This is a genomic window from Aminiphilus sp., from assembly GCF_029975095.1.
Lineage (GTDB): Bacteria > Synergistota > Synergistia > Synergistales > Aminiphilaceae > Aminiphilus.
The window spans coordinates 1-15,043 of record NZ_JARKPW010000055.1 but is presented as its reverse complement, the minus strand read 5'-3'; the positions used below and the strand labels follow the sequence as shown (position 1 = coordinate 15,043).

The 15,043-nt window shown below is 61.1% G+C and carries 10 protein-coding genes and 2 pseudogenes; 5 read left to right on the top strand and 7 right to left on the bottom strand.

Annotated elements, in window-relative coordinates; genetic code table 11:
• The 4 genes and pseudogenes from Q1K49_RS03615 to Q1K49_RS03600 form a co-directional block, all read right to left on the bottom strand.
• Window positions 1-204: pseudogene (locus tag Q1K49_RS03615) on the bottom strand (IS5/IS1182 family transposase); the annotation flags it as partial.
• Between the two features lie 152 nt (window positions 205-356).
• Complete coding sequence (locus Q1K49_RS03610) at window positions 357-1,805, bottom strand: YfcC family protein (RefSeq protein ID WP_300522914.1); 1,449 nt, start codon at window positions 1,803-1,805, stop codon at window positions 357-359.
• A 177-nt stretch (window positions 1,806-1,982) separates the two neighbouring features.
• A complete protein-coding gene (locus tag Q1K49_RS03605; protein ID WP_300522912.1) occupies window positions 1,983-3,143 on the bottom strand; it encodes a YidE/YbjL duplication in 1,161 nt (386 codons plus the stop codon).
• A gap of 181 nt (window positions 3,144-3,324) precedes the next feature.
• Entirely contained in the window at window positions 3,325-4,083 is a 759-nt protein-coding gene (locus tag Q1K49_RS03600) for an IclR family transcriptional regulator (protein ID WP_300522909.1), read from the bottom strand.
• A gap of 356 nt (window positions 4,084-4,439) precedes the next feature.
• Between Q1K49_RS03600 and Q1K49_RS03595 the strand changes: the two genes are divergently transcribed.
• The 4 genes from Q1K49_RS03595 to Q1K49_RS03580 all read left to right on the top strand — a co-directional run bounded on the left by Q1K49_RS03595 (window position 4,440) and on the right by Q1K49_RS03580 (window position 9,522).
• On the top strand, window positions 4,440-5,333 hold the full coding sequence (locus Q1K49_RS03595; RefSeq protein ID WP_300522906.1) for a PhzF family phenazine biosynthesis protein: 894 nt from the start codon (window positions 4,440-4,442) through the stop codon (window positions 5,331-5,333).
• Window positions 5,334-5,652: 319 nt separating this feature from the next.
• Complete coding sequence (gene nhaC, locus Q1K49_RS03590) at window positions 5,653-7,170, top strand: Na+/H+ antiporter NhaC (protein WP_300522903.1); 1,518 nt, start codon at window positions 5,653-5,655, stop codon at window positions 7,168-7,170.
• Window positions 7,171-7,522: 352 nt separating this feature from the next.
• On the top strand, window positions 7,523-8,905 hold the full coding sequence (locus tag Q1K49_RS03585; RefSeq protein WP_300522900.1) for a HAMP domain-containing sensor histidine kinase: 1,383 nt from the start codon (window positions 7,523-7,525) through the stop codon (window positions 8,903-8,905).
• Window positions 8,902-9,522 carry a response regulator gene (locus Q1K49_RS03580; protein ID WP_300522898.1) on the top strand — a complete coding sequence of 207 codons (621 nt, stop codon included), beginning with the start codon at window positions 8,902-8,904 and terminating at the stop codon, window positions 9,520-9,522. Before Q1K49_RS03585 ends, Q1K49_RS03580 begins: the two co-directional genes overlap by 4 nt.
• 147 nt (window positions 9,523-9,669) lie before the next feature.
• Here Q1K49_RS03580 and Q1K49_RS03575 read toward each other — a convergent pair whose 3' ends face one another.
• Entirely contained in the window at window positions 9,670-10,506 is an 837-nt protein-coding gene (locus Q1K49_RS03575; RefSeq protein ID WP_300522895.1) for a sugar phosphate isomerase/epimerase family protein, read from the bottom strand.
• A gap of 109 nt (window positions 10,507-10,615) precedes the next feature.
• The gene (locus Q1K49_RS03570; RefSeq protein WP_300522892.1) at window positions 10,616-13,198 is read right to left on the bottom strand and encodes a lectin like domain-containing protein; all 2,583 of its coding nucleotides are present in this window, start codon (window positions 13,196-13,198) and stop codon (window positions 10,616-10,618) included.
• Window positions 13,199-13,521: 323 nt separating this feature from the next.
• On the opposite strand from Q1K49_RS03570, the gene Q1K49_RS03565 reads away from it, so the two are divergent.
• Complete coding sequence (locus Q1K49_RS03565; protein ID WP_300522890.1) at window positions 13,522-14,781, top strand: PucR family transcriptional regulator; 1,260 nt, start codon at window positions 13,522-13,524, stop codon at window positions 14,779-14,781.
• Window positions 14,782-14,783: 2 nt separating this feature from the next.
• Here Q1K49_RS03565 and Q1K49_RS03560 read toward each other — a convergent pair.
• Window positions 14,784-15,043 (bottom strand): annotated as a pseudogene (locus tag Q1K49_RS03560) (YfcC family protein); the annotation flags it as partial.

The following is a 15,043-nucleotide window of genomic DNA, read 5'->3' as shown; positions in this document are numbered from 1 at the left end:
CTGGAGAAAGTGGATCCGGAGCATTCTCTCCAGCCCTATGGGAGGACGCCCCTTTCCCTCTTTCGGCTAGAAGGGTTCGAGAAGAGAACAAAGCTCTTTCCAAGGGACGACCCGTTCCCTTTCGGCGAGAAAGAGTTCTCGATTTGTGGGTTTTCGGTGTTTCTCGAACGATATGGCCCTCGCGAAGGTTTTCTGTCGCTTCATCACACCTCAGCCCCCTGGAAAAAAGTTCGTACCGCAGAAATACCGCGGATTTGTAATTTCTTTTACGGTCTCAAGTAAAAAACGGCGACATCCGCGCGGAGTTTTTCAGAGATTCCTTAAAAAGCACGCCGGAATTTCGTCTCGTCGCGCTTCTAGAAGGGGCCGTAGCCGGTCACGGCGGCAATGTAGACCATCACGGAACCCGCCAGTGTCCAGAAGACCATGAGAGGCCAGATGAACTTGAACCACTTCTCGTAGGGCAGTTTCGCCATGCCGAGCACGCCCATGAGCGCCGCGGAGGTGGGGATGATTTGATTGGAGAAGCCATCTCCGTACTGGTAGGCGAGAACCGCCGTCTGCCGCGTGACACCCACGAGATCCGCCAGGGGCGTCATGATCGGCATGGTCGTCGCGGCCTGTCCACTGCCTGATGGAATGAAGAAGTTGATGAAGGACTGCACCCAGAACATGCCCACGGCGGTGAAGCCTCCGGGAAGCTGGGCAACCCAGTTCGCCAGGGAGTTGATCACCGTGTCCACGATCTGACCGTCCGTCATGACCACGAGAATCGCCCGGGCGATGCCCACCACGAGGGCTCCGAAAGCGATGCCCTGGCATCCCTCCACGAAGGAGCGGGCGATGCGGCTCGGGGAAAGTTTGCCCACGAGCCCCGCCACGATTCCCATGGCGAGGAAGACCGCCGAGAGTTCCATGATGTAGAAGCCTTCCTCGATGACACCGTAAATCATGTAGGCGAAACTCAACACCACCGCGAGGAGTACCAGCTTGTGTGTTCCCGTGATCTGGATGTTCTCGTCGATGACGTGTCCCTTCGTATCTTCCTTCATGAAGTCGTAGACAAGACTCTGGGTAGGATCGGCCTTGACACGCGCCGCATAGCGCATGACCCACCAGCAGGCCACGATGTAGAGCGCCACGTATCCCGCCCAGCGCAGAGCCATGCCGGAGAAAAGCGGCAGCTCGGCGATACCCTGGGCCACGCCGACCGTGAAGGGATTGAGCATACCGCCGCTGAACCCCACGGCGGCCCCGGTGGACATCATGGCCACGCCCACCACGTCGTCATACCCCACAGCTCTGGCAAGAGCGACGCCGATGGGAATGAAGACGATAACCTCCTCAGCCATGCCGTAGGTGAAGCCCCCGATGGAGAAGATGGCCATCGTCACGGGGATGAGCAGTTTCTCCTTGCCCTTGAGCTTCAGGACGGCCCTGGAGATGCTCGCGTCGATGGCTCCCGTCGTCTGGATGATGGCAAAGGCTCCGCCGCAGATAAAGATGAAGAAAATGATCTCCGCCGCCTGTTTCATTCCCTTGGGCACGGCTTCGAAGAGCTTGAAGAGGGACACGGGGGTCTGCTCCACGTGATGATACGACTCGGGGGCGACCACGGTCCGCCCTGTCTTTTCGTCCTTGACTCTGTCGTACACGCCTGCGGGAAGCACATAGGTTCCGATGACCGCGAGGATCACCACGAAAAAGAGAATCACGTAGGTGTGGGGGACCTTGAAACGCCGGGGCTTCTGTTCGGAAACACGGGGCTCTTCCGTCATGACCGACACTCCCTTCTTTTCGGACACGGCGCGGAGAGTACTCCTGCCTCTTTCGTCTTTCGCCTCCTGTCATCTACCACTGCGGGGGCCGTCTCCCCGACTTCGCGTCGTCTTCCGCGACGCATCACCTCCTTCGGAGCGAAACGCCCCTTTGTCGCAAAAACGTCGACGGGAACGAGGCGACGTCATGTCACCTCATTCCCGTCAGTCGAACGCATGATGCAACAGCTTGGTGAAGAGCACCATGCCCACGATGGCCATGGGATAGGCCGCTCCGTAACCGGCGGAACACTCTTCCCGTTCCGTGGCTTCTATGGCGGCGCCGAGCCCCGGTGTGCTCGTCATGGCACCGCAGATGGCGCCCGCAAGCAGAATCCAGTTGAGCTTCCACACGTACCGTCCAAGGCAGAAACCGACGAGTTCCGCGATCACGGCGGAGAAGGTTCCGATGGCGATGAGGAGCACCCCATGCTCCCGTACGGCGCTGATTACCTTCGGTCCCGCCGAAATGCCCACGGCGGCGAGAAAACAGGCGAGGGAAAGCGCGCGGAGCGCCACGAGGCTTTTCGTGTCCATGCGCATCGGGAAAGGGCCGATGCGCCCAAGGGCACCGCAGCAGAGCGCGAAGAGCAGAACCCCTCCCGTGCTGCCCAGAGAGACGCTTCCGAAGCCGAAGAGCGGAAACGGCACGCTTCCGAGGAGAACGCCTCCCACGATGCAGAACACGAAAGAGAGCGTTGAAAAGGGGACGGAGCTTTTTTCCTGGGAGATCCGGTCAGCCGGTGTGGAAAACGAAGCGAGCACTGACGCAAGTTCGGCCCGCTCCTTTTCCATATCCATGCGGAAGAGCCTGGGAGCGAGCTGCACAAAAAGCACCACCGCGAGGACACCGAAGGGATAGGCCACGGTATACCCCACGGTGACCAGGGGATTGCCGGAGGTCGCTTCCAGGGCGGCTCCGAGTCCGGGGGAGCTGGTGAGTGCCCCTGTGTAGGTTCCTGCGAGGAGATGAGGCGGCACGGACCCCGAGTAAAGCCGGGCGAGGATGTAGGTGACCAGGGCGCCTACAGCGGGAACGACCGCGCCGAGACCGACGAAACGGAATCCGTAGCGCCGCACCACCGGGACGATGTCCTCCGCGGAGAGCAGCCCCACGGCGGCGACAAAGAGCACCAGATTCCAGGTGAAATAGCTCTCCGGAACGGAACATCCCGCAAAGCCGAGGAGCAGTCCCGTGAACAGCGCTCCCGACGCGCCGAGAGTCATCCCGGAGAAACGGATTCGTCCCACGAGAAGCCCCGACATCACGGCCACACCCAACACGAGAACGGGATTGGCGACAAGCGACTGCATCCATGCCGTCACGACAGGCGACCCCCTTCACGATCCGCAAGGAGCGGCTCACTGCACGACACGACGCCGAAACGGAAAAGCCTCCCGGCATGTACCTTTCGGTACCGACCGCGGAGAGAATGCATGAGACCGACCGGCTCTGAAAGAACGGAGCATTTCGAAAAACGGATCGAAGCACTCGCGCCAGGGCTTTTCATGAGCGAAACCCCAGTCGATAAGAAATCTCCTCCGCGCCGTTCACAACGAGACGGAGCCAGTTCGAACGCTGTTCCTCGTGAAACTGTCGCTTGGGACCGGCGATGCAGAGACAGGCCCAGACATCTCCGTTGCGATCCCGGATGGGAGCGGCCAAACCATAGGCTCCAGGGCTGTTTTCCTCGTCGCTCACCGCATATCCCTGTTCCCGAATCCGGGCGTATTCCTCAAGCATGCGCTCCGGATCGGTGATGGTCCGGGGGGCACGCCTCTCGAGCGTTCGACCCGCGAGAAGAACGCGGACCTTTTCGGGGTCACGGTAGGCCGTGAGGAGTTTTCCCAACGCGCCGGCGTGAATGGGAAAACGTCTCCCCACCTGCCCCTGGTAGATGAAGCCCTCGGGGCTGTCCACCTTGTAGGCAAGATACGCCTCGTCCCCCTCTCGGATGCCGACGAAAACACTGGTACCGGTGATCGTGGCGATGGCCTCCATGACCCCCCGGGCGACCTCACCGATGCCCTTCATATCGCTGTAGACGTTTCCGAGACGGAAGACGGCGGGGCCAAGGGAATAGCGTCTCGTCGCCCCGTTCTGCACGAGAAAACTCTCCCGGACAAGCAATGCCAGGAGTTTGTGCACGCCGCTCTTGGCCGCTCCCATCTCCCGGGCGAGCTCCGTCACCCCCATCTCGTAGGGCGGCTCACCGAGACGTTTCAAGAGGAAGAGTACTTTTTCCGGGCTGGAGAGGTCCCCCACGCTTGTTCCCTCCAAGAGAACGTTGTTTGTTTCCAAAGAACGACGTCTGCTCAGTTTGTAGCATGGGGATAAAATCATGTCAATAGAGTGTGCATCATCGTGCAAAAAAGGACATGCGCGTCCTACCGGACATATTTCCATCTCATGTTGCGGTGCAACATCGAAAAGTGGGAACGTCGGGTGTATACTTTAGGATATGTTCAACTGCTTTCGTGAATTCGTTTTTCAGGACGGAATGAGATGAATGCATGCAGCAGGACAAGAGCGTTGTTTTCGGCAACCGGCGTTGCCGTTTTTGTCTTCCCGCGCCGAAGCAGGTCATGAAAACGACATCGGAACGCAAAGGAGCGCCGCCCATGACAAACACAGCCGGATCGGATCTTGCACTTTTTCAGGTGGACGCCTTCACGGCAACGCCTTTTCGAGGAAATCCCGCCGCCGTGTGCCTTTCCGAAGAACCGCTCCCCGAGGCGACGATGAAGGCCATCGCCGCGGAGATGAACCTCTCCGAGACGGCCTTCGTCTCCCCCATCCGTTCCGCCCCCACCTCCGGAGAGGATTACCACCTCCGATGGTTCACCCCGCTCGTGGAAGTTCCCCTCTGCGGCCACGCCACACTTGCCACGGCGAAGGTCCTTTTCGAAAAGGGGCTCGCTTCGGGGGAGATCGTCCGTTTCGCCACTCGGAGCGGTATTCTCTCCGCACGTCGAGAGGGGACACACATCGTTCTGGACTTCCCCCAGGACCCACCCGTTCCCGCGGACGTTCCGGAGGAGGTGACGAGGGCTCTGGGCATCGCCTCGCCCGCGGAGGAGATCCTCCTCGGGCGAGAAGCACTTATGCTCCTTCTCCGCCTCCGTTCCCCGGAGGAGGTCAAAGCGCTCTCTCCGGACTTTACACGTCTCTCGAAGATGCGCCTTCCCTACGGCGCCACGGGAGTGATCGTCACGGCTCCGGAGAAAAGTGGGAACAGCCGCTCGGAACAGGCTTCCTTCGACTTCGTCTCCCGTTACTTCGGCCCCTGGGAGGGGATTGACGAGGATCCCGTAACGGGGTCCGCACACACCGTTCTCGGTCCTTACTGGGCAAAACGCCTCGGCAAGCGCCGCCTTCTCGCCTTTCAGGCGTCACAACGCGGGGGAGAGCTCCACCTGCGGCTTCCCGGAGAAAACGCACCGGAGGAAGCGAAATCCCGCATGAGCATCTCCGGCGAGGCGGTGATCGTGCTCTCCGGAGCGTTTCATCTCTGACGCGGAGCGGACGCGGGACAGAGACAGGACGTCCCGGACAGGACGAAACCACGGTGCTCCGGCATCCTTCCGGAACACCGTCCTAGGGAAAGGCAACGGAGAAACATATCTGCAGCGTTGACGAAAGACGTGCAACATCGCTACACTGTGCGCAAACAGAAATTTGTGAGCATTTTTCAAGAAACGCCGCAAAACAAAGAGGGGAGGGATGCGAAGGCACAAGAAAAGAAAATCAGGGAATCGCACCGCAAACCACCATGTTTCCGCGTACCGCTTCGACACGAAACGTTCCATCTCGATCTCGAAGGGAGGCATTTCGGTGAATACCACGGATTCCCGCAAAACCCCGAGTCTTGGCCTTTCTATTCTTGTCTTTGTCGTCATCGCCGCCTGCATCGGCTATGGCATCCTGGGTCTTGGTCTGGACGCCCATATGCCCATTCTCGTGGCGGCCCTCTTCGCAGCCTGCGTCGGTTTCTTCGTCCTCCGCGTACCCTGGAGCGCCATCGAGGAAGGCATGCTCACAAGCATCACCGTGGCCCTCCAGGCGACGGTGATTCTCATGATCGTGGGCATCCTCATCGGAACCTGGATTCTTGGAGGCGTCGTTCCGGGCCTGATCTCCTACGGCCTGGCGATCCTCAACCCCTCCATCTTCCTTGTGGCGACGCTCCTCATCTGCTCCATCGTCTCTCTCGCGACGGGATCCTCCTGGACCACCTCCGGAACGGTGGGCATCGCCATGCTCGGCATCGCCAACGGCCTCGGCATTCCCGCTCCTCTTGCCGCGGGCGTCATCATCTCCGGTGCCTACTTCGGCGACAAGATGTCCCCCCTCTCCGACACGACGAACCTGGCGCCCGCCGTGGCGGGATCGACCCTCTTCGACCACATCCGGGCCATGTGCTGGACCACCGGCCCCTCCTACCTGATCGTCCTTGTCACCCTCGCCGTGATCGGGACAAAATATGGAGACGGTACGGTCGACACAAGCCGCGTCGCCGCCATCCAAGCCCTGCTCGGAGGAGAGTTCTCCATCTCCCTGCTCTGTCTCGTTCCTCCCATCTTGGTCATCGCCTCGGCGATCCTGAAGATCCCCGCCATCCCCGGACTATTCGTCGGTGTAGTCGCAGGATGTCTCATGGCCGCGGCAAGCGGTTTCGGCATCGCGGACATTCTGGGCGCAGCCCACTACGGCTACGAATCCACCTTCGCCGCCGAGGTGGCCGGCGCGGCGGATGAAGCAGCCGTAACGGCGCTCCTCGCAGGAAAGGGCATCACCATCGCCCCCGACCTGGCCAAGGAAGTGGGAGAGATGATCTCCAAACTGGTCAACCGGGGCGGCATGGACTCCATGATGTGGTCCATCTCCCTCATCTTCGTGGCCCTCTCCCTGGGGGGCATTATGGAAGCCTGCGGCTTCCTGGAGGTCATCATCGGCACCGTCACGAAGAACATCCGGAAAGTGGGAACCCTCGTGGCGGCAGTCGTAGCCAGCTCGGTGATCTCCAACGTCTTCCTCGGCGACCAGTATCTCTCCCTGGTCATTCCGGGACGCATGTTCAAGACCACCTTCGAGAAAACGGGGCTCGCACCGCGCATGCTCTCCCGGACCCTGGAGGACGCGGGAACTCTCACGTCCGCACTCGTCCCCTGGAATACCTGCGGCGCTTACCAGTCTTCCGTACTTGGCGTCGCCACCCTCGCCTATGCGCCCTATGCGTTCCTCAACTACATCAACCCCCTCGTGGCCATCCTGCTGACCTACCTGGGCATCGGAATCTACTGGCGCAACGAGAAGGGCGAGGATGTGATCGCACGGAAAGCGGACTTCTAGCCGTTTTTCCTCCATCGCGGGAATCGGGGGGAACCGGCGGCGACAGCGGCCATTGGTTCCTTCCCGTCGAAGAATGCGTGAAGTGTTTTCGACAGCGGTCATTCGACAGGTCACGCTGCGCTCGTCCCTCTGGAGTGTTCCTCCGGAGGGACGAATTTTTTCCCCGCACCCGGAACAGCCGTTCCCCGAAAAACCGGACGAAATCCCACCCGGAGCGGCATCCCGCGCCCATATATCCTCACACAGCCATCACTTCCGTCCATACACACATTGGCCCTCCCGGCTCACTCTCGTCTATAATGCCCCTGACACTCCGCAATGAACGCCGTCTCCCAGGGGGGTCCCCAGGACAATGAAACGCGAAAGACCGTCGCACGCCGCCCTTTCCTCCGGCCCGGTCGGGGCACTCCTTCTTCTCCTCTGGCTCCTCTCCCAGTTCTTCGACCAGCCGGTCCGCCACGTGCTTTCCTTTTTCGAACTCGCCGCGGAGAGGGACGACAGCGGTTTTCTCTTCGCCGCAGCGGGTATTCTCGTGCTGACCAACGCGGCCCGGGCGCTTCTCCTCTACGAAGGGTGGTTTCTTCTCGCCGACGCCTCCGCGTCGACGTTCCGACGCCCCTTCCTGAAGCGCCTTCTTCCCCTGTTTGCCGTGCCTCTTTGTTATCAGCTCGTGGTCTTCCTCGACTTTCCGAGCGCTCCCCACTTCGGCATCCCCGCCATTCTGAGTCTGGTGAGCGTGCTTCTCATCCAGATCCTCACCAGGGACGTCTCCGGATTGGGAAATCAGGTCCTTCCTCTGGGAATCCTCCTTTTCTCCTTCCAGTGGCTGGATGTGATTCCCTTTCTCACCCCCTGGGGCTTCGGCTGGGGAGAGTTGTCGCTGACTCTCAAACAACTGGCGGTCCTCCTCGGGAAGGAAAACGTGCTGAACGGCATGGCCTCCGTCTCCTTTCTCGGCGTCTTCGCGGGAGCGCTCGTCACCACGGAACTTTTGGCGAGCTACGAAAAGCAACTGGCCCAGCTCCGGCGGATCCGGAACCAGGAACGCGAACTCTCCCGTCTCCGCGAAGCGGAGCTGCAGGCCCGGGCCACGGAGGAGATGCAACGCCTCGTCCATGACCTAAAACGTCCTCTCACCACCGTCACGGGGCTTGCGGACGTGCTTGCCGCGTCCCTTCCTCCGGGAAAGGAGGCCCATCACGTGGGAGAGATCCTCCGGGCATCCACGACGATGAACCAGATGATCTCGGAAATCCTCGACCCCAGGGTCCAACGCCCGGTACGAATGAACGGACTTCTGGATTACGCGCTGAGCCAGATCCGCCCCTACCCCTGGAGCAACGCCATCGCGCTCGACACAGAAAGCGCCGGGAAAGCGTGGATTTCGGCAAATATGGTCCGCCTCTCCAGGGCGCTGGTAAACCTCCTGGACAACGCCCACCGGGCGACGGAAAACCATGCCACGCCGAAAATTCTCCTGGGGAGTACCCTTGATCCGGAACGGGGGCGGGTACAGTTCTTCGTGGAGGACAACGGCTCGGGCATGGAAACCCCACCGCGGCCGCGGCGTTCCGGGTGGGGTTCCACGGGACTCGGTCTTTCCTTTGTGGAGGAGGTCGTGCGGGAACATGGAGGAAGTCTTGAATACGGCAGAAGCGATGTGCTCGGTGGAGCAGCCGTTGTGGTGGAGCTGCCCCTTGTGTCCTTCGGAGAAAGCGGGGAAGAGACGCCTTGAGCCTCTATCTCGGCGCTCTGGATGACGACCGGAGCATCCTCTACACCCTGGAGGCCATGGCGGTCTCCCAGGGGTGGGAAATGCACACCACCACAGATCCCGAGGAAGCCCTCTCCTGGATCCGGGAGGATCGTCTCGACATCCTCCTCGTGGACTACCACATGCCTGTGTTGAGCGGTGCAGAGGTCATCCGGCGTGCGCGGGAGATGTCGGGATCGGTGGTATTGCTCGTGCTCACCGTGGAGGAATCGCCGACGGTAGCGAAGGAGCTTCTTCTGACGGGCGCCGACGACTTCGTGAGCAAACCCGTCCGTCTCGCGGACTTCGCCTCCCGGATCCGCCTTCACGGGGAACTCGCGCGCTATCGGCGGGACATGCGAAAAGACGCTCCGCGAAAGGGCATCAGCGAGGCCACGCTCCGCCGTGTGCAGGATCTCCTCCGGGAAGAGGAAGCTCCTTCCGACGTACGCGCCGTCGCGACGGCGCTCGGTCTCGCCTACCCCACGGCCCACCGCTATCTGGAATATCTGGTCGAGCGGGGAAGCGCCCTCCGCATCCAGGAGGATCCGGAGGGCAAGCCGGGACGCCCCCGTTTCCGCTACTGCCGGGTTCCCTGACGACGTATTCCGAGGAGCACGACCAACACAGTGGACACGTCTCCCGGCCCCTGGGATAAAGAACAAAATCGAGGCGACTGCCGCGACCTCGGTACATCCCGCACAGAAGAGAACCGCGCGTGAGGCGGAAGGCTGCGTTCCATCGCGTTACACCCGACGAATCCTCCTCTTCCGCATGTCCGTGACGTCTCCGGCGAGTCTGTCGAGGAAGGCCAGGCTCCTCCGCAGAAAGGTCGTCTCGTCCTCTTCGGGATCGTCCTGAATGACCTCCAGACAGAGCACCGGCGGACGTTCTCCGGCGGCAAGGGCATCGGCGAAGGCGGACCAGTCCACCACACCCTTTCCGAGCGCCCAGTGTCGGTCGTCGAGACCGTCGTTGTCGGAGAGGTGGAGCGCGAAAAGCCTGTTGCCATATTTCCTCAGGAGGGAAAAGGGCCGCTCCTCCTGGAGCCGCCCGTGGGACGTGTCGTAACACAGCCCGAGCGAGGGGTTGTCAATGCCGTCGAGAAGATACTCCAAAAATTCCAGTCGATCCGTGTTCTCCAGGGCGATACGGACACCGCTGCGGCGGGCTTCCTCGACGAGCGCCACCATGGCGTCGAGTCCGGCTTCGGTGGGCGCAGGGAGATCCAGATAATAGGAGATGTGCATGACCAGGGTGGGAATGCCGAAGTCCGCGCAGTCGCGGATCCATTCCGTGACATTTCCGACAAGACGGCGACGCCGTGCGCCGTCGTCGGACCAAATGTCGTTGGCGTCGAGATACGGGACGTGGATGTTCTCGATGCGAAGCCCTTTGTGTCTCACAAGCCGGACCAGATCGGCTTTGCCGTGTTCGGAAAAGGCCAGAGCATCCCCCCACCAGAGCATGAGAGAATCGAATCCGACACTGCGAACGCTTTCCAGTCGTTCTTCAAGGGGCTTCAGATACCCGTACCAGGAGAATATTCCTCGCCTGTGCCCGTCGTCCACGATGCATCCCATCGCCTTTCGTTCGCGGAGTGGAGGCGGTTTCGCCGCACCACCGCACGAAGATATGCCTCCGCTCCGCAAGAACGCTCTCGAACGAGAGTGCGCCTTTCAGGGGACACTCCTAGAGCCGTTTTCTTCTGCAGAGCAGCGTCATTGTCAAGGGTAACAGAAAGAGCAGCAGTCCGCCAGTCGAAATACCCAGGGAACATCCTCCTCCATCCGTGGGGAGAACACTCTCGCATTTCTCCCACACCGTGAAGGTCACCACATAGTGGTCCGCCTCCTCGCTCACCAGCACACCGTAGGGTGGCTCCGAAGCCTCGGGATCATCAGGAAGAACGACGCGGAACTCCTGCAGGAAGAGCGCCACCGTTCCCGAGGAATCCGCCTGGGCAAAGCGGTCTGGCAGATAGTCGTGACGGAGAAACGCCTCGGGGGCAGTGCTCTCTCCGGCGAAGAGAGCGAAATGACTCTCCAGTTCCTCGATACCCCGATGGGAGGAGTCGTTTCCGAGAGCCTGCGCCCGGAGAACAAAACGAAGATCTCCCAGTACGAGGGGCCCCCGGTAAGATTCCTCCTTGGGAATGATTTCGAGGCGAAGGCGCGCAGCCTGGTAGAAATACGCCCCCTCGATACTTCCATAGTACTCCACCCACCCGTACCGCGCATCCTCTTCGTCGAAATCGTCGGGACGAATGCGGATCTCCTTCGGGCCGCTGTTCGGGAGATTGTGGTGTCCCGCCACGAGAGAGAAGGCCACCTCCGCTTCACAGGGTTCCTCCGATTCCTCCGCGATGTCGATTCGCCCGTCCGCCTTGGAGGAGCCGCTCCATCGGCGAAAGAAGAGCGGCAGTTCCGCCTCGCCATCAGGGGTCTCCTCGGAACGCTCCGAAGACGCGAAGGGGAGCACATGTACGGGAAGCATCTTCACGGCGCGTGCGCCCGTCGCATCCTCCACGGTGACCCGCGCCGCGTAAGCCTTGGCGAAAGCGTAGACATGCGTGGCCCGGGAAGCGGAACCGGTGCGCACCACCGTACGGTCGCCGAAATCGAACCAGTACGTGTAGGGGGGCATCCCCCCCGCGACAACCGCGGCGAACGTCACCTGCTCCTCCGCTAAGGGTGTGCGGTCGGTGTACAGCCTGTCGATTCTCAGGTCTGTCGAGGGTTCCGGCACACCTCCGGCAAAGGCCTTGATGCAGGCGTTCGTCCGCTCCGCTCCCTCGAAGGACGCGGTGGTGAGGTCCGAGAAGAGCACCCCGTCGGCACTCCAGTAGCTCTGACCGGCCTCGGCCGTGGCATTGTTCCGGTACCATTCGTCCCCGATGGGCATCTCCACCGCCGCAGGGTAGGCGTACTCCGGATTGCGGAGCGCCACGACGACGGCAAACGGCCCGGCGGAAACCGTCACACCATGATCGAGTTCCACCAGGTAGTAGCCCGGGTAGGTTTTCATGCCCCGAGCCGCCTCATAGGGGGCAAGGCCCTCCGGGACGGGAAATCCGCCGAAGGCGGGCAGCACGTACACCGTGTAGTCCGTTTCGAGGTCCGTCGTGTAAAAGCTCACCGCCGTGATCTCTTCCTCTCTCGCGGCAACAAAGACGTTGGCGAGCCACACGTCCTTCCCTCCGTCGAGACTGACGTTGGCGGTCATCCCCAGCGGATCGTACTGATGGATGGCGGTGTAGGTGTTCGGTGCCGCACGGAAGGCCGTTCCCTCCACAAGACTCATGTCATGGTAGGAGATCCAGAAGTAACCGCCATCCCCCCAGTTGCTGGAATAGCTGTTCTTGGCCAGCCAGGCTCCGTCCCCGGGGGGCGTTTCGACAAAACGCTCCCGGGGGAAGGTGTCGTCCCAGCCCACGAGCATCACCAGGTGATTGACCAGCTCCGGACCGTCGGGGGCATTGCAATAGTACGCAAAGGTCTTCGGATTGTAATAGGAGAAAAGATCCTCATAGAAACAGATGGACACCGTGCCGTCCTCGGAGAGGATCCGCTTCAGGGCGTCCCGGGAAAAGCGGGACGGATCCGCCGGAGGTACGTCGAGGGATTCCGGGTAGGGTTTCGCCGAGAGGACATGCACCCACGCGGCCTCTTTGAGGATCTTCTTGCCCGAAGGCGATACATAGTCCTCGGGAACCTTTCCCTCCACATCCGTTCCGAAGGGAAGATCCACAATGTCCACGGGACTGTCCCCACGGGCAAGGACCGCCACGCTCACCAGCGTATCCCCTCCGTGGTCGGCGAATCCTCCGGGATAATCGTAGTCCTCGGGGAGGTCGAAGGTCTCGAAGGCCGTGGCGGAAAAAGCGGCAAAGGCGAGATGCCATTCGGAAAAATCCCGGTTCTCCTCGGGAAGCAGATTGGACTCGAAGGAGCCCAGCGTGGCAAAGGCCCAGCAAAGCCCTGAAGGCGTCTGGAGCTGCACGGGATTCACTCTTCCCACCCCCCGGAGATCGAAGCGGGAAGGAAGCGCGTCCTTCGTTCCGGACATTTTTTCCCGTGTAGATGCGGCAGTGAAAAGGGCGTTCCAGTTCAATGCACCGAAATCAACGGGCCCCCGAACGCTCCGGGAAGGACTCGGAAGAATCTCCGCACGACCGCCCTCCGTCCCTCCCCAAAGAGGAGCACCCCCACAGAGAAACACCAGGGCGAGAAGGGCGGCGCCAAGGCACCCTGCCTTTTTTCCTCCACGCATCATATCCTCATCTCCTCTCAGACACCTTCATTCGGCGGATCCCGAAATCGGGAGGATGCCACAGCAAACACCATCAGGGGCACCCCGGCGGGAAACACCGCTTGCGGAAGCCCCCGCTCAAGGCGTAGTATGAAGAGCAAGACTCTTGGCACAATGCCACGAGGCTTTTTAAAAGCGCAAAAGCAAAACACGCTTCCAGCGGCATCGGAACGGCATCTTCCCCGCCGACAGAATTCTCCCGGGCCGCGCAGTTTTTTGTGAGGTCTCCCTTCGGGACGAATCGACCACAGCCGCCACACAGAGAAGGCGAAAGGTGGTGATGCGCGTTGAAGCTCTCGACTATGCTCGCCCTCGACCTATTTAGGGGGGTCGAAGTCGTCGCGGGAAAGGAGCACGTGGAGAACCAGGTTGCATGGATCAATCTCATGGAGATTCTCGATTCTTTCGAGCAGCTCCAACCCGGAGAATTTCTCATCTCCACCGGCTACGGTCTGAAGGATGACCCGGCCTCGGCGCGGGAAATCCTCTCCCAGCTCGTCTCTCACCGCATTGCCGGATTGGCCCTTCAGCCCGGATACTACATCGACGAAATCCCTCCGGCCTTCGTGGAGGCGGCAGAGCACTACGGACTGCCCCTCGTTCGTCTTCCCGCGAAGCTCACCTTCGGCAAGATCACCAAGGCGCTCTTCAACGCCATCGGCGCCCTTCCCTCCGACGAGGCGGGAGAAGCCCCCCTTCTCCACAGACAGAGCGCCCGACACCTTTCAAGGATTCTCCTGGAGAACTTCATCGACGATCTTCTCGACCGGAAAGACACCGCGAGCTATTCCGACATGTGCGTCCGTGCCGAATCCCTCGGTTTCCGGCTGGACCTGCCCTACCAGGCCGGCGTGGTCCGCTTCCCTTCCGCCGAGGGACGTCCTCATGCCCTTGAAAAGCAGGCGTCACTCCTGGAATCGCTCACGGAAGACGCCTCCCTCTTTCAGGCCGCCCATTGGCGCCTTCGGGACTCCTGTTTCGCCGTCCTCTTCTCCACCACCGCGAAGAACGTGAAGAAGGTTTTCGCCGAGGGGTTCTCCCGTCTGTTTCCCGGTGCAACACCGGAGTGCCGCATGGGCCTCGGCTACCCCTCGGGAAAACTCGAGGACATTCCCCGGAGCTACGAAGAAGCCCGCATCGCCGCAGACCTGGGGAAGCACCTCTGCCGCCCCGACATCGTCACGGCCTTCCGTGACGTGGAGGCGTTGCACCTTCTCCGGGCCTGCCGTAACCGGGAAGAACTGCGACGCTTCTGCGACAGAACCGTCTCCCCCCTTACGGACTACGACAGGGCCAACAGGACCCCCCTTCGGGAAACCCTGAAAATCTACCTCCGGAGCCTCAACAAGATCCGCGCCTCTCAGGAACTTTTCATCCACCGCCAGACCCTCGTCTACAGGTTGCACAAGATCGAGGAGATCACCGGAAGAGCGTTGGAGAACCCCGACGACCGTCTCATTCTGGAACTCGGACTCGCCGCGGAATCCCTTCTCGCCGCCCCGCCTCGCCAGGGCGAGGCGGCGAGACACCCGTCGGAAATCGACTGAGACTATATGGGACCGAAATTGATGGCCACGGCGACAAGCATGAAGATCACCTGGAGGACGAACATAAGCAGGAAGAGCGGCACCATGAAGCGGTACCAACGCTGAATGGGTATTCCCATGAGTCCGCATTCCGTGGCCACGGCGGTGGGCCAGATCAGATTCGAGAAACCATCACCGAACTGGAAGGCCAAGACCGCCACCTGCCGCTTGATCTCCAGCGTGTCCGCCAGGGGAACCATGATCGGCATGGACGCGGCGGCCT